13 protein-coding genes and 1 pseudogene are annotated in these 18,174 nt (G+C 73.1%); 9 read left to right on the top strand and 5 right to left on the bottom strand.

Translation table 11 applies throughout. From position 1 onward, the window contains the following. Positions 1-52: 52 nt before the first annotated feature. The 3 genes from ACFV04_RS22640 to ACFV04_RS22630 form a co-directional block, all read right to left on the bottom strand. The gene (locus ACFV04_RS22640) at positions 53-1,264 is read right to left on the bottom strand and encodes a DUF2510 domain-containing protein (protein WP_380531564.1); all 1,212 of its coding nucleotides are present in this window, start codon (positions 1,262-1,264) and stop codon (positions 53-55) included. Positions 1,265-1,375: 111 nt separating this feature from the next. Further along, positions 1,376-2,176 carry a 3-oxoacyl-ACP reductase gene (locus tag ACFV04_RS22635; protein WP_380345363.1) on the bottom strand — a complete coding sequence of 267 codons (801 nt, stop codon included), beginning with the start codon at positions 2,174-2,176 and terminating at the stop codon, positions 1,376-1,378. Positions 2,177-2,305: 129 nt separating this feature from the next. Beyond that, entirely contained in the window at positions 2,306-3,751 is a 1,446-nt protein-coding gene (locus ACFV04_RS22630; protein WP_380531561.1) for a glutamine synthetase family protein, read from the bottom strand. A gap of 175 nt (positions 3,752-3,926) precedes the next feature. On the opposite strand from ACFV04_RS22630, the gene ACFV04_RS22625 reads away from it, so the two are divergent. The 3 genes from ACFV04_RS22625 to ACFV04_RS22615 all read left to right on the top strand — a co-directional run bounded on the left by ACFV04_RS22625 (position 3,927) and on the right by ACFV04_RS22615 (position 6,921). Beyond that, on the top strand, positions 3,927-4,685 hold the full coding sequence (locus ACFV04_RS22625; protein ID WP_380345361.1) for a gamma-glutamyl-gamma-aminobutyrate hydrolase family protein: 759 nt from the start codon (positions 3,927-3,929) through the stop codon (positions 4,683-4,685). 194 nt (positions 4,686-4,879) lie between these two features. Beyond that, the gene (locus ACFV04_RS22620; protein WP_380531558.1) at positions 4,880-5,959 is read left to right on the top strand and encodes a cation diffusion facilitator family transporter; all 1,080 of its coding nucleotides are present in this window, start codon (positions 4,880-4,882) and stop codon (positions 5,957-5,959) included. Positions 5,960-6,018: 59 nt separating this feature from the next. After that, the gene (locus tag ACFV04_RS22615) at positions 6,019-6,921 is read left to right on the top strand and encodes a 5'-3' exonuclease H3TH domain-containing protein (protein ID WP_380531570.1); all 903 of its coding nucleotides are present in this window, start codon (positions 6,019-6,021) and stop codon (positions 6,919-6,921) included. A 54-nt stretch (positions 6,922-6,975) separates the two neighbouring features. Here ACFV04_RS22615 and ACFV04_RS22610 read toward each other — a convergent pair whose 3' ends face one another. After that, positions 6,976-9,831: a DEAD/DEAH box helicase gene (locus ACFV04_RS22610; protein WP_380345370.1), complete on the bottom strand. Its 2,856-nt coding sequence runs from the start codon at positions 9,829-9,831 to the stop codon at positions 6,976-6,978. Positions 9,832-10,185: 354 nt separating this feature from the next. Between ACFV04_RS22610 and ACFV04_RS22605 the strand changes: the two genes are divergently transcribed. Next, on the top strand, positions 10,186-10,560 hold the full coding sequence (locus tag ACFV04_RS22605; protein WP_360261519.1) for a hypothetical protein: 375 nt from the start codon (positions 10,186-10,188) through the stop codon (positions 10,558-10,560). A gap of 31 nt (positions 10,561-10,591) precedes the next feature. Further along, positions 10,592-10,916, top strand: a pseudogene (locus ACFV04_RS22600) (ArsR/SmtB family transcription factor); the annotation flags it as partial. A 181-nt stretch (positions 10,917-11,097) separates the two neighbouring features. Here the strand turns inward: ACFV04_RS22600 and ACFV04_RS22595 are convergent. Next, positions 11,098-12,270, bottom strand: a complete 1,173-nt coding sequence (locus ACFV04_RS22595) for an aminotransferase class V-fold PLP-dependent enzyme (protein ID WP_380531555.1) — start codon at positions 12,268-12,270, stop codon at positions 11,098-11,100. Between the two features lie 94 nt (positions 12,271-12,364). Between ACFV04_RS22595 and ACFV04_RS22590 the strand changes: the two genes are divergently transcribed. The 4 genes from ACFV04_RS22590 to ACFV04_RS22575 all read left to right on the top strand — a co-directional run bounded on the left by ACFV04_RS22590 (position 12,365) and on the right by ACFV04_RS22575 (position 17,988). After that, on the top strand, positions 12,365-14,431 hold the full coding sequence (locus ACFV04_RS22590; protein WP_380531552.1) for a prolyl oligopeptidase family serine peptidase: 2,067 nt from the start codon (positions 12,365-12,367) through the stop codon (positions 14,429-14,431). 85 nt (positions 14,432-14,516) lie between these two features. Beyond that, a complete protein-coding gene (locus tag ACFV04_RS22585; RefSeq protein WP_360261527.1) occupies positions 14,517-14,894 on the top strand; it encodes a YrdB family protein in 378 nt (125 codons plus the stop codon). A 156-nt stretch (positions 14,895-15,050) separates the two neighbouring features. Beyond that, the gene (locus tag ACFV04_RS22580) at positions 15,051-15,428 is read left to right on the top strand and encodes a YrdB family protein (RefSeq protein WP_380531549.1); all 378 of its coding nucleotides are present in this window, start codon (positions 15,051-15,053) and stop codon (positions 15,426-15,428) included. A 190-nt stretch (positions 15,429-15,618) separates the two neighbouring features. Beyond that, entirely contained in the window at positions 15,619-17,988 is a 2,370-nt protein-coding gene (locus ACFV04_RS22575) for an immune inhibitor A domain-containing protein (protein ID WP_380345352.1), read from the top strand. Positions 17,989-18,174: the final 186 nt, after the last annotated feature.

Raw genomic sequence — 18,174 nt, 5'->3', positions numbered from 1 at the left:
ACCCGGGAGTTCCCCTCCCGGGTGGGCCGCCGCCGTGTGAGGAGCGCGCGGCTCAGGTGGTGGTGCCCCCGGTGCCGCCCGCGCCGGGGACCGCACCCGCGCCGGGACCGGCACCCGAGCCCGGGGCGCCGCCGGTGCCGGGCATCCCGGGGATGCTCGGCAGCTTGCCCTTGTAGTCGGTGATGCCCTTGACGACGGTGTCCATCACGGCGACGTCCGGCGCCTTGTCGGCGATGTCGAAGCCGAAGTGCACCGAGACCAGCGCCTTGCCGTCGGCGGAGGGGAAGACCACGGTCTGCACGTAGCCGTTGTTGCCCTTGGGCGCGTCCACCTTCCAGCGGACCAGGTAGCCGTCCTGGCCGTTGACCTTGACCGCCTCGGACTTGAGCTCCTGGTGCCCGGTGATGTCGCCGTACGACGACTTGGCGGTGGCCGCGATGTCGGCCTTGGCCGCCGCCTGGACGTCGGTGCCGCCGCCGTCGATCCGGCCGGTGTTCACGCCGCCGAGGGTGCAGTCGCCGCTGCCGTCGGGGCAGGCGTACGAGCCGACGGTGATCATGGCGTAGCCGTCCCGGGTGGTTTCGGCCTGCCAGCCGTTCGGGACCGGCAGGGTGAGCTTGTTCACCATGTCGATCGCCGCGTCGGAGCCGGGCCGGACCTTGCCGTTCCCGTTTCCACCGTTGCCCTTGCCGTTGCCCTTGCTGTCGCCACTGCCCCCGTTGCCGCCGCCGTTGCCGCCGTTGCCGCCGTTCCCCGGGTAGCCGTCCCAGGGGCCGAAGCTGCCGCGCGGGGTGTGCTGGGCGGTGGGCTTGGAGTCGGATCCGCCGTCCATCGCGAGGTAGGTGATCCCCGAGCCCGCGCCCAGGCCGAGCAGGGCGGCGACGACGGTCGCCACGACCAGCTTGGACGGCTTGCGCCGCGCCTTGCGCGGGGGAACCGGCGACCCGAAGGCGGCACCGAAGGGCGGCGGCTCCGGGTACCGGACGGTGGGGCCGCTCTCCAGGACCTCGCCCTCCAGCACCGTGGGCTGCTCGGCCGTCCCCGGCCCGGGCTCGCCGGTCTCCGGGGCCGCCGGGACGTCCGGGGTCTGCGGGGTGCCGGGAGCCGAAGCGTCGGCCGCCGGGGCGGCCGGCTCCGGCGCGTCCGAGGGCGCCGGCCGGGTGTCGGCCGTCCAGCCCTTGCCGTCCCACCAGCGCTGCGGCCTCGGGTCGCCGGTGGTGTCCTTCGGATCCGGGTACCACCCGGCGGGAATCTGCTCACTCACATCAGAGAATCTAAAGGCAGCCGGATAAACGCGAAATCAGCTCGGCATGGAATTCCGCCGGTTTTCGATGAGATTACCGTGAGAAGGCCCGGCGTCCCCGCGCGGCAGCGCTCACAGCGGGGTGACGTACGCCCCGGAGATGCCGCCGTCCACCAGGAACCCGCTCGCCGTGACGAACGAGGAGTCGTCACTGGCGAGGAAGGCCACCGCGGCGGCGATCTCCTCGGCCCGGGCGAACCGGCCGAGCGGGACGTGCACCAGCCGGCGGGCGGCCCGCTCCCGGTCTGCGGCGAACAGTTCGCGCAGCAGCGGGGTGTCCACGGGCCCCGGGCAGAGCGCGTTGACCCGGATCCCCTCGCGGGCGAACTGGACGCCCAGCTCGCGGGACAGCGCCAGCACCCCGCCCTTGGAGGCGGTGTAGGAGATCTGCGAGGTGGCCGCGCCCATCACGGCGACGAACGACGCGGTGTTGATGATCGAGCCGCGCCCGTGCCGGCGCATGTACGGCAGTGCCGCCTTGCAGCACAGGAAGACCGAGGTCAGGTTGACCTCCTGGACCTTGTGCCAGGCGTCCAGCCCGGTGGTCAGGATCGAGTCGTCCTCCGGCGGCGAGATTCCCGCGTTGTTGAACGCGACGTCCACGCTGCCGCAGGTCTCGTACGCCTCGTCGAACAGCGCCTCGACCATCGACGGGTCGGTGACGTCGGTGTGCACGAACAGTCCGCCGACCTCCTCGGCGGCGGCCCGTCCGCTCTCCTCGTCGAGGTCGGCGCAGACCACCTTGGCCCCCTCCGACGCGAGCCGGCGGGCGGCGGCCAGACCGATGCCGCTGCCCGCGCCGGTGACGACGGCGGTCCGGCCGACCAGCCGACGGCAGACCGCCCCGTCCGGCGCGGTGTGCTTCTCGCTCATCGGGCTGTCACTCCTCGCTCTGGATGGAGACGTTCGTGGCCGTCACGCGTCACGCCCGCCGCTCCTGCGTCACGTCCAACGCCCGTGCGCCGTGTCCGTCACTCCTGTGCCGCCTCCGTCACCCGGGCGTCACATCCGTTCGAAGGAGCGGTAGCGCTCCCAGTCGGTGACGGAGCCGTCGTAGGCGGCCTGCTCGACCCGGGCCATGTTCAGGTAGTGGTCGACCACGTCGTCGCCGAAGGCCTCCCGGGCCAGTTCGCTGCGCGCCCACAGCTCGGCGGCCTCGCGCAGCGACCCGGGCACCCGGGCGTACTCCTCGACCGCGTAGGCGTTCCCCAGGCAGGGCGCGGGCAGCTCCAGCTTGTGCTGCAGCCCGTACAGGCCGGCCGCGATCATCCCGGCGACGGCGAGGTACGGGTTGACGTCGCCGCCGGGCACCCGGTTCTCCATCCGCAGACCGGGGCCGTGACCGACCACCCGGTACGCGCAGGTGCGGTTGTCGCGACCCCAGGCGACGGCGGTCGGGGCGAAGGAGCCCGGCCGGTAGCGCTTGTAGGAGTTGATGTTCGGGGCGTAGAGCACGCTGAACTCGCGCAGCGCCCTCAGCTGGCCGGCCAGGAAGTGCCGCATGGTGTCGGTCATCCGGCCGTCCCGGTCGGCGAAGGCGGGGGCGCCGACGGCGTCGCGCAGCGAGAGGTGGATGTGGCAGCTGTTGCCCTCGCGCTCGTCGTACTTGGCCATGAAGGTGAGTGCGCAGCCGAGTTGGGCGGCGATCTCCTTGGCACCGGTCTTGTAGACGCTGTGCTGGTCGCAGGTGGTGAGCGCGTCGGTGTAGCGGAAGGCGATCTCGTGCTGGCCGAGGTTGCACTCGCCCTTGGCGGACTCCACCACCAGACCGGCGCCGGCCATCTCGTTGCGGATCCGGGAGAGCAGCGGCTCGACCCGGGCGGTGCCCAGCATCGAGTAGTCCACGTTGTAGAGGTTCGCCGGGGTCAGGCCGCGGTAGCCGCCGACCCAGGCCTGCTCGTAGGTGTCCCGGAAGACCTGGAACTCCAGTTCGGTGCCGATGTCGGCGGCCAGGCCGTACTCGGCGAGCCGGGCGAGCTGGCGGCGCAGCAGCTGGCGCGGGGCGGCGTCCACCGGGTGGCCGCCGTGCCGGGCGAGGTCGGCGGTGACCTGGGCGGTGCCGGGCTGCCAGGGGGTCAGTCGCAGGGTGCCCAGGTCGGGGCGCATCGCGAAGTCGCCGTAGCCGGTGGCCCAGGAGGAGAAGGCGTAGCCGTCCACGGTGTTCAGGTCGACGTCGACGGCCAGCAGGTAGTCGCAGGCCTCGGCGCCGTGCTCGGCGACCTCGTCGAGGAAGAACCGGGCGGCGAAGCGTTTGCCCTGCAGGCGGCCCTGCATGTCGGTGAAGGCGAGCGCCACGGTGTGCACCTCGCCGGCGTCCACCAGGGCGCGCAGTTCGTCCAGGGTCAGCGGCGGCCGGGGCGGCGCGCCCGCGGTGGTGCTCCCGGACGCGGTGTTCCCGGACGCGGTGTTCCGGGGGGCGGCGTTCTCGGGTGCGGTGTTCTCGGACATGGCGGAACCCCTCCTTCCTCGATGTCCTCGAATTCCTCGATCACTCTTCGAGATCAAGCGGTCACAGCGAACCGTACGGCCTGCGACTCGCGGGGCGGAAGAGGGCGGACGGACGTGGCGCGCCGGGACGCGGGATTGACGGTGGATCAGGTGGTTCGGGAGGAGAATGCGCGCCATGGATCGCAGGCCTTTGATCGGCGTCAGCACCTACCTGGTCGACGCGAGCTGGAGCGACTGGCGGGCGCGCCGGGTGGCCCTCGTCCCGGAGCGGTACACCGCGTACGTCCAGGACTCCGGCGGGATCGCCGTCCTGTTGCCGCCGGACGCCCCGGAACGCGCGCCGGAGGTGCTGGCCCGGCTGGACGCGCTGGTCATCGTGGGCGGACCGGACATCGACCCGGCGTACTACGGGGAGCCGGCCCATCCGGCGAGCGAGGTGGACTCGCCGGAGCGGGACGCCTGGGAGGTCGCGCTGCTGCGGGCCGCGCTGGCGGCCGGGATGCCGCTGCTGGGCGTCTGCCGCGGGATGCAGGTCCTGAACGTGGTGTGCGGCGGGACGCTGGTGCAGCACCTGCCGGACGGGCCGGCGGCGGACGTGCACGGCGGGTCGCCGGGGAGGTACGGCTCGCACCCGGTGCGGCCGGTGCCGGGCACGCTGCTGGGCGGGCTGCTGCCGGAGTGCGAGCTGGAGGTGCCGACCTTCCACCACCAGGCCGTCGACCGGGTCGGCGCGGGCCTGCGGGTGAGTGCCCACGCGCCGGACGGCACGGTGGAGGCGGTGGAGGGGCCGGGGTTCACGCTCGGCGTGCAGTGGCACCCGGAGCAGGGGGACGACCTGCGGCTGATGCGGGCCCTGGTCCGGGCGGCCACCGCCGCGGCGCTGGACGCCACCGCGCTGGATGCCGCGGTCCTGGACGCGGTCCCGCTGGGCTAGCTCAACTGGGCGTGGGAGCAGGGGATTTCGCCTGGTCACAGGGGTGCGGCCTGCACCGGGTCCGGTCGCCCGAACGGCAACGACAACGGTCACCAGTACAGCCTTTGGATCTTTGTCGATTCTGCGGTTCACTTCGGTTGCAGGGCGGTCGCGCCGCGCCCCTGTTCCCATCCGTGCGCCCAGAGAGGACTTCCATGGCCGGGCACGAGCACTCGCACGATGATCATGCGCATGACCACAAGCAGTCGAGCGGGCACGGACACGGCGGCCACGCGCACGGCCACGCGCACGGCGGCGGCCACGGCGGGCACTCGCACGGCGTCGCCGCCGACGCGGACCGCCGCTGGCTGCTCAGCGCCCTCGCCCTGATCGTCGTCTTCATGGCCGGCGAGGTCGTGGTCGGCTTCGCCGCCCAGTCCCTCGCGCTGATCTCCGACGCGGCGCACATGCTCACCGACGCCGCCTCGATCGTGCTGGCCCTGATCGCGATGCGGCTCGCCGCCCGCCCCGCCCGCGGCGGCTACACCTACGGCCTCAAACGCGCCGAGATCCTCTCCGCGCAGGCCAACGGCGTCACCCTGCTGGTGCTCTCGGCCTGGCTCGGCTACGAGGCCGTCACCCGGCTGATCACGCCGCCCGACGTCACCGGCTCGCTGGTGCTGATCACCGCGCTGATCGGGATCGTGGTCAACATCGCGGCCGCCTGGTGCATGTCCAAGGCCAACCGCAGCTCGCTGAACATCGAGGGCGCCTTCCAGCACGTCCTGACCGACCTGTACGCGTTCATCGCCACCGCCGTCGCCGGTCTGATCGTGATGCTCACCGGCTTCGCCCAGGCCGACGCCATCGCCTCGCTGATCGTCGTCGCGCTGATGCTCAAGGCCGGCGTCGGACTGGTCCGGGACTCCGGACGGATCTTCCTGGAGGCCGCCCCGGCCGGGATCGACCCGGACGCGGTGGCCGACCGGATGGTCACCGAGCCGCTGGTCGAGGAGATCCACGACCTGCACATCTGGGAGATCACCTCCAACCAGCCGGCGCTGTCCGCACACATCCTGGTCACCCCCGGCGGCGACTGCCACGCCGTCCGGCGCCGCCTCCAGCGCCGGCTCGCCGACGAGTACGCCATCACCCACAGCACCCTCCAGGTCGACCACGTCGGCGAGGACGAGGCGGGCGCGCTGCTGCAGATCGCCGCCCCCGGCGACACCGCCGCCGAGCACTGCGCCGACGCCCACGGCCCCGTCCACCGCGCCGGGCCGCACGAGCACTGAGAAGCCCCCGTCCGTCGGTGCGGTACGGCATGATCTGTGACGTGACCGCACCGCGACTGATGCTGCTCGACTCCGCCAGCCTCTACTTCCGGGCCTACTACGGCGTACCGGACACCCTGCGCTCGCCGCAGGGCGAGCCGGTCAACGCCGTCCGCGGCCTGCTGGACTTCATCGCCCGGCTGGTCCACGACCACCGCCCCGACCGGCTGGTCGCCTGCATGGACGCCGACTGGCGCCCGCAGTGGCGGGTGGACCTCATCCCCTCGTACAAGACCCACCGGGTCGCCGAGGCCGCCGTGGACGGCGAGGAGGAGGTGCCCGACACGCTGGCCCCGCAGGTCCCGGTGATCGAGCAGGTGCTGGACGCGCTCGGCATCGCCCGGGTCGGCTCCCCCGGCTACGAGGCGGACGACGTGATCGGCACCCTCACCGCCCGCGCCGAGGGGCCGGTGCAGATCGTCACCGGCGACCGCGACCTCTTCCAGCTGGTGGACGACGCCCGCGGGATCACCGTGCTCTACCCGGTCAAGGGCATGGGCAACCTGCAGGTCACCGACGACGCGCTGCTGCTGGAGAAGTACGGCGTGCGCGGCGCCCGGTACGCCGACATGGCCGCCCTGCGCGGGGACCCGTCGGACGGCCTTCCCGGCGTCAAGGGCATCGGCGAGAAGACCGCCGCCCAGCTGATCGACGAGTACGGGGACCTCCCGGGCATCCGTGCCGCGGCGCTGGACATCGGCTCGAAGCTCACCCCGGCCCGCCGGCGCAACATCGTCGAGGGCTCCGCCTACCTCGACGTCGCCCCGAAGGTGGTCCGCGTCGCCGACGACGCCCCCCTGCCCGACTTCGACCCGGACGTCCCCCGCGAACCCCTCGACCCGATGACCCTGGAGGAGCTCTCCGCCCGCTGGGGCCTCGGCACCTCACTGGACCGCGTCCTGGAGGCCCTGGCCTCCCGCTGAACACGGAGCGGGGCCGCACGTCCGACGCGGACGTGCGGGCCCCGCTCCGTCGTGTCAGCCCACCGAGGAGTAGGCGATGATGCCGCGGCGGAGGCCGTCGACGGCCTTGCGGGCCGTCCTGCGGAGTTCGGCGTCCTCACCGGCGGCGTCCTGGATCTGACCGAGGACGTCGATCAGCTGCTTGGTCCAGCGGACGAAGTCGCCGGCCGGCATCTCGGCGTCGCGCAGGACCTGGTCCAGGCTGTGGCCGAGCGCCCAACGGTAGGCGACCCAGGCGAAGCCCAGGTCGGGCTCCCGCTGGCCGACGCCCTCGGCGGTGTTGATCCGGTGCTGCTCCTCCAGGGCGTCCAGGTGGCCCCAGATCCGGACCATCTTGCCGAGCGCCTCCTTGGCCGCGCCCTCCGGCACCCGGGGGGCGCCGGCGTCGTCGGCCTGCCGGGCCTCGAACACCAACGCCGAGGCGCAGGCGGCGAGTTCCGCGGCGGCCAGGCCGCTCCAGACGCCCTCGCGGATGCACTCGGAGGCGAGCAGGTCGAGTTCGCCGTAGAGCCGGCCGAGCCGTCGGCCGTCGTCGGTCACGGTGTCGCCGCTCAGGTAACCGAGGTCGGTGAGCAGGCCGCAGACCCGGTCGAAGGTGCGGGCGATGGTGTGGGTGCGCGAGCGCATCCGGCGTTCCAACTGCTCGGTGTCGCGGTGCAGCCGGTGGTAGCGCTCGGCCCAGCGGGCGTGGTCATCGCGGTCGGAGCAGCCGTGGCAGGGGTGCTGGCGCAGCTCGGCCCGCAGCCGGGTGATCTCCGGGTCGTCGGCGGCGGCCGCGCGGCCGCGGCGGAACCGGTCCGGCTCCAGGTGGCCGGCCTTGGTGCGCAGCGCGGAGGCGAGGTCCCGGCGGGACTGCGGGCTGCGCGGGTTGAAGGACTTCGGGATGCGGACGCGCTCGATCGCGGTGACCGGGTGCGGGAAGTCGATCATGGCGAGCCGCTTGACCTGGCGCTCGGCGGTGAGCACCACCGGGCGCGGGCCGTCCTGGAAGTCCGGGTGGCGCCGGTCGCCCCGGCCGGAGCGGTCGACCGGGGGCAGGCCCGGGTCGAGGACCAGCGCGAGGCCGGCGAACTTGCCGGTGGGGACGTGGATGACGTCGCCCGGCTTGAGCTGCTCGATCGACTCGACGGCGGCCGCGCGGCGCTGGCTGGTGCCCTCGCGGGCCAGCTCGTTCTCGCGGTCCTTGAGCCGGCGGCGCAGCTCCATGTACGCGTCGAAGTCGCCGAGGTGGCAGGTCATCGACTCGCGGTAGCCCTCCAGGCCCTCCTCGTTGCGCTGCACCTGGCGGGCGATGCCGACCACCGAGCGGTCCGCCTGGAACTGGGCGAAGGACGTCTCCAGCAGCTCGCGCGAGCGGTGCCGGCCGAACTGCGAGACCAGGTTGACGGCCATGTTGTAGGAGGGCCGGAACGAGGACTTCAGCGGGTAGGTGCGGGTGCCCGCCAGACCGGCCAGCGCCTCCGGGTCGAGGCCGCGCTGCCAGAGCACCACGGCGTGGCCCTCGACGTCGATGCCGCGCCGCCCGGCCCGGCCGGTGAGCTGGGTGTACTCGCCGGGGGTGATGTCGGCGTGGGTCTCGCCGTTCCACTTGACCAGCTTCTCCATGACCACCGAGCGGGCGGGCATGTTGATGCCGAGGGCCAGGGTCTCGGTCGCGAAGACGGCCTTGACCAGGCCCTTCACGAAGAGCTCCTCGACGACCTCCTTGAACCGGGGCAGCATCCCGGCGTGGTGGGCGGCGATGCCGCGCTCCAGACCGTCCAGCCACTCGAAGTAGCCGAGGACGTGCAGGTCCTCGTCGGGGATGTCGGCGCAGCGCTCCTCGACGATCGCCCGGACCGTGGCGCGGTCGGCCTCCTTGTTGAGCCGCAGCCCGGAGCTCAGGCACTGCTGGACGGCGGCCTCACAGCCGGCCCGGCTGAAGATGAAGGTGATCGCGGGCAGCAGGCCCTCGGCGTCGAGCCGGTCGATGACGTCCACCCGGCCCGGCGTCCAGACCCGGCCGGGACGGCCGTTGGGCATCGAGCGGCCCCGGCCGCGGCCGAAGCGGTCGCGGGGGTTGCGGTCGACCTCGGAGCGGGCGAGCCGGACCAGCTCGGGGTTGACGGCCTTGCCGGGGTTCTTCAGGTTGTTCCTGGGGCGGCCGTCCCGGTCGGGGTCCGCGAACAGGTCGTACATCCGGTTGCCGGCCATCACGTGCTGCCACAGCGGCACCGGGCGGGTCTCGGAGACGATCACCTTGGTGCCGCCGCGCACGGTGTCCAGCCAGTCGCCGAACTCCTCGGCGTTGGAGACGGTCGCGGAGAGCGAGACGAGGGTGACCGACTCGGGGAGGTGGATGATGACCTCCTCCCAGACGGCGCCGCGGAAGCGGTCGGCGAGGTAGTGCACCTCGTCCATCACGACGTAGCCGAGGCCGTCGAGGGTGCTGGAGCCCGCGTAGAGCATGTTGCGCAGCACCTCGGTGGTCATCACCACCACCGGGGCGTCGCCGTTGACGGTGTTGTCGCCGGTGAGCAGGCCGACCTTGGCGGCGCCGTAGCGCTTGACCAGGTCGCCGTACTTCTGGTTCGACAGCGCCTTGATCGGCGTGGTGTAGAAGCACTTGCGCCCGGCGGCCAGGGCCAGGTGCACGGCGAACTCTCCGACGATGGTCTTCCCGGAGCCGGTCGGGGCGGCGACCAGGACGCCCGAGCCCGCCTCCAGCGTCTCGCAGGCCTCCAGCTGGAAGTCGTCCAGCGGGAAGTCGTACAGCTGCTGGAAGCCGTACAGGGCGGTGGCCTGCTCCTTGGCCCGGCGGCGGCTGGCCGCGTACGCCTCGGCGGGGCTGAGCTCCCGGTCGTCCTGGGGCTCTGGATCAGGGGTGTTCATCGCCGTCCGGGTGTGGTTGGTGTGATCTCGCATCTCAGCGAGAGGTTACCCGGGTGGACCGACATCGATAGCACCCTTTTTCCGGGGTGCGGTCGACCGCCGGATCACCGCCGGAGTAGCCGCGGGATTCGCCGCGGGACCCCCGGGGCCCGCCCCGGGATCGGTCGCGGGATCGGCCACGGACCGGTCGCGGGACCGTCACGGGATCAGTTCTCTCTCAGATCCATAGTTGCAAATGTCTTCAAGTGATCAAAAGTGAGCCGAATTCGGGCGACTTCGATCATCGCCGGTGAACCGTCGTCCGATCTCCTTACCTTCGAGGTCACAGCCACCAATCACGGGAGGACAGCCACGATGGCGAACCTGGAGACGTCCCTCAAGGACGCCATGTCGATCGAAGGCGCGATCGGCGTCGCGCTGGTCGACTACGGCAGCGGCATGGCGCTCGGCAGCCTCGGCGACGGCGGCGAACTGGACCTCAACGTCGCCGCGGCCGGGAACACCGACGTGGTCCGCGCGAAGATGCGGGCGATGGAGATGCTCAACCTGCACGACAACGACATCGAGGACATCCTGATCAGCCTGACGAACCAGTACCACATGGTCCGGCCGATCACGACGCCCAGCGGGCGGGGCCTGTTCCTCTTCCTGGCGCTCAACCGCAACCGCTCCAACCTCGCGATGGCCCGCCACCAGCTCAAGCGGATCGAACTCTCGCTGGAGATCTGAACCCGGGACGGACACCAGGAAGGGGGGCATCGTGACGGTCGCGCTCTACCAGGCCAAGGCCGAGTTCTTCCGGATGCTCGGCCATCCCGTCCGGATCCGGGTGCTGGAACTGCTCCAGGCCGGACCGACGCCCGTCCGCTGCCTGCTCGCCGAGCTGGAGATCGAGCCCTCCAGCCTGTCCCAGCAGCTCGCGGTGCTGCGCCGGTCCGGCATCGTGACCGCCACCAGGGAGGGCAGCACGGTGGTCTACGCGCTGGCCGGCGTCGAAGTCGCCGAACTGCTGCGGGCGGCCCGGCGGATCCTCACCGGGCTGCTCGCGGACCGGAACCTGCTGCTCGCGGAACTGCGGGCCGACCCGGACCCGGATCCGGACCCCGATGCGGGGCCGGACCCGGGGACCGAGCCGGATCCGATTCCGGATCCGGGACCCGGGAGTCCGAGTTCCGATCCGGGGACCGCGAGTCCGATTTCCGATCCGGGGACCGAGCCGGATCCGGATCCGGACCCGCCCCCCGAGCGGTACCGGCCAGGTCCGGGCTAGGCCTTGAGCACCCCGGCCAGCCCGTCCGCCAGCCGCTCGTACTCCTGCGGCCGGTTGTACAGCTGCGCACTGATCCGCAGCACCCCGCCGCCGTCCCAGGGGCGGACCGCGATCCGGGTGCGCAGCCGCCGCCAGGTCTCGGCCATCAGCGCCCGCACCTGCTCCTCGGTCTCGCCGTGGCCGGCCGGTAGCCGGACGGTGCGCATCCACACCCCGGGCGTCGCGGGCAGCGGCGCCAGCCCCGCCCGCTCGGCGAGCGCCCGCTGGCCGTACGCGGCGAGCGCGGTGTTGTGCGCGGCCACCGCCGCCGGGCCGAGCGCCCGCATCAGCTCGAAGCCGGCCGGGGCGGCCAGCCACGGCGTGTAGTCGCAGGTGCCGCGCCACTCGACGTTGCCCGGGAAGCCCTTGTCGTGCTCCCAGGACAGCGCCAGCGGACGCACCCGGCCGGTCCACTCGGGTCGGACGGCGAGCACGCCGGTGGCGCGCGGGGCGAAGGCCCACTTGTGCAGGTTGCCGAACCAGAAGTCCGCGTCCGGCTCGGCCGGGGCGGGCAGCATGCCGGGCGCGTGGGCGCCGTCGACGACGGTGGTCACGCCGCGCCGGCGCAGTTCGGCGAGCAGGGCCGGGCCGGCCACCAGGCGGGCGGTGGGCGAGGTGAGCTGGTCCAGGACGGCGACGGTGGTGCGCGCGTCCACGGCGGCGAGCACGGCCTCCCGGACGGCGTCCTCGTCCGGGGCGTCCAGCGGGATCCGGGCCGTGACCACCTCGGCCCCGGTCTCGGCGGCCTTGCGCTCGACGGCCCGGGTCACGGCGCCGTAGCCGTGGTCGGTGACCAGGATCCGGTCGCCGGTGGCGAGCGGGAGGCTGTCCAGGGCGATCGCGACCGCCTCGGTGACGTTGGCGACGAGGGCGAGCCGCTCCGGGTCGGTGCCCAGCCCGGCGGCGATCCGGGTCCGGGCGGCGGCGATCCGGGCCGGGAGGTCGGCGAAGAAGCCGTCGGGGTCGAGTTCGTGCTCGGTCCGCAGCCGTTCCTGCGCCCGCTGCACCGGGACGGGCACGGCGCCGTACGAGCCGTGGTTCAGGTGCGCCGCGTCCGCCGACACGCTGAACAGGCCTTCGGCGGCGGGCAGCGGGGCCGGGGGTCCGGCGGTCGGCAGGTCCTCGATCACGTTTCCTCCGCTCGACGGCACACCTACGTGGTGTGTGACATTTCACATGACAGACTACTGGTCGGGGCACGCACCGCGCGACCACGATCGGGCCGTGACCATCACCGACGCCTTCCTTGCCCTCAGCGCCCGCACCGGCCGGTTCACCTACGGCGCACCGCGCGCGTACACCCTCGCCGAGGACGGTACCCGGCTGCTGCTGCTCCGCTCGACCGGTCCCGAGGACCCGGTCGACCGCCTCCACCTCCTCGACACCGCCACCGGCGAGGAACGACCGGTCGCCGACCCGGCCGCGCTGCTGCCCGGCCGCACCGGCCGCCGCGACGACCTGCCCGCCGTCGAGCGCCGCCTGCGCGAGCGCACCCGGCTGGTCGCCGCCGGGATCGGCGGCTACGCGGCCACCGCCGACCTCGCGATCGTCGCCTTCACCCTCGACGGCCGACTGTTCCGCACCGACACCGCCGCCGGCACCAGCGACGAACTCCCGGTCGCCGGCCCCGCGTTCGACCCCCGCCCGGACACCACCGGCCAGCGCGTCGCCTACGTCGCCGACGACGCCCTGTACGTCACCCCCGGCCTCGAACCGCTCTCCCCCTCCGACGGCGCCCGCTGGGGCGTCGCCGAGTTCGCCGCCGCCGAGGAACTCGGCCGCGCCCGCGGCCACTGGTGGCGCCCGGACGGCGGCGCGCTGCTGGCCGCCCGGGTGGACGAATCCGCCCTCCCCCGCCGCCACTTCGCCGACCCGGCCCGCCCCGCCGAGGCGCCCGAGGACTTCGCCTACCCGCAGGCCGGCGGCCCCAACGCGGACGTCCAGCTCTGGGTCCTCGGCCTCGACGGCGGCCGGACCCGGCTGCACTGGGACGCCGACGGCTTCCCGTACCTCTGCGCCGCCTCCTGGGCCTCCGACCACGAGGTGCTGCTCACCGTCGCCGACCGGCTGCAACAGAACATCCTGCTGCTCAGCGCCGACCCCGCCACCGGCGAGACCCGCGAACTCTCCCGCACCACCGACGAGTTCTGGGTGGACGAGCTGCCCGGAACCCCCGACCGGCTGCCCGACGGCCGGCTGCTCACCGTCCACGACACCCCGCAGGCCCGCGGCCTCGCCCTGGACGGCAAGCCGCTGGACACCACCGGGCTGCAGATCCGCCGGGTGGTCGGCCGGCTGCACGGCCGACTGCTCTGCGAGACCGGCCAGGGCGACCCCGCCGACCAGTACGTCCACCTGGTCGACCCGGACGGCGGCGCACCCGAACTCCTCACCACCGGCCCCGGCGTGCACTCCGCCCTGGCCGCCGCCGACACCCTGCTGCTCATCTCGGCCTCCGCCGACGGGACCCACCGCCGCGTCCTGCGCGACGGCCGCGAGACGGCGCTCACCGACCACTCCGCCGCGCTGCCGTACCGGGTCCGCCCGCTGCTCGCCCGGGTCACCGAACGCGGCCTGCCGACCGCCCTGGTGTACCCGCGCGACCACGTCCCCGGCCGTCGGCTGCCCGTCCTGCTGGACGTCTACGGCGGGCCGGGACACCAGGCCGTGGCCGCCGAACCACGCCGCTGGCAGCTCCGCCAGTGGTGGGCCGACCAGGGCTTCGCCGTGGTCACCACCGACAACCGCGGCACCCCGTTCGTGACCCCGGACTTCACCCGGGCGATCTTCCGCCGGTTCTCCCAGGCCGCCCTGGACGACCAGGTCGACGCCCTGCACGCGCTCGCCGCGCGCCACCCGGACCTCGACCTCGACCGGGTCGGCGTGCGCGGCTGGTCCTACGGCGGCTACTTCGCCGCGCTCGCCGTGCTGCGCCGCCCGGACGTCTTCCACGCCGCCTGCGCGGGCGCCCCACCCACCGACTTCCGGCAGTACGACACCGCGTACACCGAGCGCTACCTCGGCCTGCCGCAGGACAACCCCGCGGGCTACGCCGGCGACTGCCTGCTCACCGACGCGCCCGGCCTGACCAGGCCGCTGCTGCTGATCCACGGCCTGGCCGACGACAACGTCCACCCCTCGCACACCCTGCTGCTCTCCCAGGCCCTCACCACGGCCGGCCGTCCGCACGCGGTGCTGCCGCTGCCGGGCGTCACCCACATGACCCCGGACGGGACCAACGAGCGGCTGAGCCTGGCCGAACGCGCCTTCCTGAAGGCCTCCCTGGGCTGATCCGTTGCGCCGCCCGGGCCGGACTGCGACACTCCGCGTGACCGCCGTCCGGTCCGGGCGGGGCAGTCGAACGGGGAGAGCACGGATGAGGATCGACAGACCGGGCCCGGTCGGACAGCGGCAGTGGACCCCGCTGACCGCCGGCAACGCCGGCCTCGCCTTCGGGCTGGAGCTCGCCATGCTGGCGGCGCTCTGCTACTGGGGCTTCAGGACCGGTTCCACCCTGGGCACCCGGCTGCTGCTGGGGCTCGGCGCACCGGCCCTGGCGGCCACCGTCTGGGGCCTGTTCCTGGCCGCGGGCGGGCCGACGTTCCGGCTGCCGGTCGCCGCGGAGATCGTGCTCAAGCTGCTGACCCTGGGCACGGCCGCGCTCGCCCTGTACGCCGCCGGGCGGAGCACGCTCGCGGTGGTCTACGCCGTGCTGGTGGTGGTCAGCGTGGCCGTCGAGTACACCACCCGCTGACGGCAGGACCGCTGACGAACCGGCAGGTCGGAGGCATCGACCGGCAGCCGCAGGAAGATCCGTTGAGTTCGCCCTGCCGGGCTGCGACACTCCGCTTGACGGCCTGCCGGCCCGGGCGGCCCGGCGGGCGGGGACCGAGGCGGGGAGAGCGCGCGGATGACGATCGACAGACCCGGCCCGACGGAGCGGCGACTGCGCAGGTCGCTGGCCAGGGCCGGCACCGAACTCGGCTTCGGGGTGCAGCTCGCGAGCCTGGCGGCGCTCTGCTACTGGGGCTTCCGGACCGGTGACGGCCTGGCCCTGCGGCTGCTGCTGGGGCTCGGCGTCCCGGCCGCGGCCCGCGCGGTCTGGGACGTGTTCCTGGCCGAGCGCCGGGCGAAGGTCGAACTGCCGCTCGCCGCACGGCTGGCGCTCAAGCTGGTGCTGCTGGGCGCGGCCGCGGTCGCGCTGTACGCCACCGGGCCGGCCACCCTGGCGGTGGTGTTCGCGGCACTGGTGGTGTTCAGCCTGGTGCTGGACTTCTCCAACGGCTGACGGGTCCGGCCGCCCGCACGCCTGACGAAGCGGCACGAGGCCACGCCGCAAGGGGCGTCGCACCTTCGGGTGCGGCGCCCCTTCCGCTTGCGCCGGACCCCTTCCACGTGACCGGTGACATGTGAAATATTACCTGCGCTTCACCGACCGACGACCCGAAGCACCCCATCCTCCGGAAAGGACCGGTCAGTTGCGCAGACTGTCCGCGGCCCTCGCAGCCGCGCTCACCACGAGCGCGATAGCGGCCACCCTGCTGGGCACGCCCGCCCAGGCCGCACCCCCCGCACCCCTCGCCGTCACCGCCGCGGCCTCCGAGGCCGCCCAGCAGGGCGCCGAGGGCCCGCCCGCACCGCTCGTCCCGCAGGAGCGCGAGCGCCAGGCGCTCCGCAGCAAGGCCCTGGAACAGCTCAACAAGGGCGCCGTCGCCAAGAGCGCCGACAAACGGGCCCCGGCGAAGGTGAAGATCGGCAACGACTACGTCCAACTCGCCCACCAGCGTACGGACAAGGTCTTCGTGATCCTCGCCCAGTTCGGCGACGAGGTCGACGACTCCACGCAGTGGAACGGCCAGGCCCGCTACGGCGGCACCCCCGGCCCGCGCCACAACCAGATCCCGAAGCCGGGCAAGGACGACAACCACACACTGTGGTCACCGGACTTCGACCGGACGTACTACCAGAAGATGTTCTTCGACGACTCGCCCGGCGCCGTGTCGATGCGCAACTACTACCGCACCCAGTCCTCCGGCCGGTACGACGTCGAGGGCACCGTCAGCGACTGGGTCACCGTCCCGTACAACGAGGCCCGCTACGGCAGCAACAAGGGCCCGCAGGGCTCCGGCGCCTGGACCCAGGCCCAGGAGTTCGTCCGGGACGCCGTCAAGGCCTGGTACGACGGCGAGGTCGCCAAGGGCCGCTCCACCGCCGACATCAAGGCACAGCTCGCCCAGTACGACGTCTACGACCGCTACGACCACGACAAGGACGGCGAGTTCGCCCAGCCCGACGGCTACCTGGACAACGTCATCGTGGTCCACGCCGGCGTGGACGAGACCTGGGGCGGCGGCGCCCAGGGCGCCGACGCGCTGTGGGCGCACCGCAGTTGGGCCTTCCCCGACGCGACCGGCCAGACCGGCCCGGCCGGCGACAAGATCGGCGGCGCCCCCGTCGGCGACACCGGCCTGTACGTCTACGACTACGTCCAGGCGGGCGAGAACAGCGGCGTCGGCCTGTTCGCCCACGAGTACGGCCACAACCTCGGCCTGCCCGACCTCTACCCGACCAACGGCGGCGACAACAGCGTCAACTTCTGGTCGCTGATGTCCTCCGGCTCGTACCTGGGCAAGGGCCCCAACACCACCGGCGGCTACCCGGGCGACCTCGACGCCTGGAGCAAACTGCAGTTCGGCTGGCTCAACTACGACGAGGCGCAGGCCGCGACCCGCTCCAGCCACGCCCTCGGCGTCAGCAGCTACAACACCGACCAGGCGCAGGCGGTCCTCGTGCACCTGCCGGACGGCACCACCAGCACCGACCTCGCCGACCCCTACGAGGGCGGCAGGCAGTGGTGGAGCGACACCGGCGACAACCTCGACAACTCCCTCGCCCGGGACGTCGACCTGCGCACCGCCGCCGGACCCGCCGCACTGGACGCCGCGGTCTGGTACGACGTCGAGCAGGACTACGACTTCCTGACCGTCGAGGCCTCCACCGACCAGGGCAAGCACTGGACCGCCCTCGGCGGCACCGTCGACGGCGCGCCGATCGGCAACACCAGCGCCAACACCCCAGGGCTGAGCGGCACTTCCGGCACCTACCGGAAGCTCCACATCCCGCTCGACGGCTACCTCGGACAGCAGGTCCGGCTGCGCTTCCACGTCACCTCGGACAGCAACACCCACGGCAAGGGCGTCCTGGTGGACGCCGTGCGCGCCACCGCCGCGGGTACGGAGCTGTTCGCCGACGGCGCGGAGAACGGAGCCGGCGGCTGGACAGCCAACGGCTTCACGGTGATCACCGGCCGCACCGCCGTCAAGCAGCACCCGCGGGCCTACATCGCCGAGAACCGCCGCTACACCGGCTACGGGGCGTTCCTGAGGACCGGGCCGTACAACTTCGGCTACACCGGCGTCACCGGCAAGGCCAACGTGGTCGACCCCTACCCGTACCAGGAGGGCGTCCTGCTCTGGCTGTGGGACACCTCGTACGGCGACAACAACACCAAGGACCACCCCGGCGGCGGGCTGATCCTACCGATCGACGCCCACCCCGCGCCGATCCGCTTCGCCGACGGCACCCTGGTCAACGCGCGGGCGCAGACCTTCGACGCCACCTTCTCGCTCAAGCCGACCACGCCGTTCACCCTGCACAAGGGCGGCGTCGCGGTGCGGATCCCGGCCGAGCCGGCCGTCCCGGTGTTCAACGACCACAGCGGGGTGTACGCCGACCCGGCCACGCCGCAGCTGACGGTGAAGGTCCCGGACACCAACACCAGGATCGAGGTCGTCCGGGAGTCCCAGGGCGGGCGGATCACCACCGTCCGGGTGGGCCCGGCCTCCTGAGCCGCCCGCGGCCGGCCCGCGCGTGGGCCGGCCGCGCACGAGTGGGCCCCGGATCCCCCCGACGACGGGGATCCGGGGCCCTTCCGCGGCGGCGGTGTACCGGCCGGAGAAGAGTTCGCGCCATCCGCCGGAGGCCTCCCCCGGCGACGGTTCCGCTGGGCAACTGTCCTGCTCGGCACCGGTCGT

It is taken from the genome of Kitasatospora sp. NPDC059599 (genome assembly GCF_042735125.1).
Lineage (GTDB): Bacteria > Actinomycetota > Actinomycetes > Streptomycetales > Streptomycetaceae > Kitasatospora.
Note: the sequence above shows the minus strand (reverse complement) of the source record. Positions and strands in the feature narration are given on the sequence as shown.

Bases quoted from the DNA above. Each gene is read 5' to 3' on its own strand.
- ACFV04_RS22625 (WP_380345361.1), top strand. From the start codon at position 3,927: ATGGATCGCAGGCCTTTGATCGGCGTCAGCACCTACCTGGTCGACGCG.
- ACFV04_RS22605 (WP_360261519.1), top strand. From the start codon at position 10,186: ATGGCGAACCTGGAGACGTCCCTCAAGGACGCCATGTCGATCGAAGGC.
- ACFV04_RS22630 (WP_380531561.1), bottom strand. From the start codon at position 3,751: ATGTCCGAGAACACCGCACCCGAGAACGCCGCCCCCCGGAACACCGCG.
- ACFV04_RS22615 (WP_380531570.1), top strand. From the start codon at position 6,019: ATGCTGCTCGACTCCGCCAGCCTCTACTTCCGGGCCTACTACGGCGTA.
- ACFV04_RS22580 (WP_380531549.1), top strand. From the start codon at position 15,051: ATGACGATCGACAGACCCGGCCCGACGGAGCGGCGACTGCGCAGGTCG.
- ACFV04_RS22610 (WP_380345370.1), bottom strand. From the start codon at position 9,831: ATGAACACCCCTGATCCAGAGCCCCAGGACGACCGGGAGCTCAGCCCC.
- ACFV04_RS22585 (WP_360261527.1), top strand. From the start codon at position 14,517: ATGAGGATCGACAGACCGGGCCCGGTCGGACAGCGGCAGTGGACCCCG.
- ACFV04_RS22635 (WP_380345363.1), bottom strand. From the start codon at position 2,176: ATGAGCGAGAAGCACACCGCGCCGGACGGGGCGGTCTGCCGTCGGCTG.
- ACFV04_RS22620 (WP_380531558.1), top strand. From the start codon at position 4,880: ATGGCCGGGCACGAGCACTCGCACGATGATCATGCGCATGACCACAAG.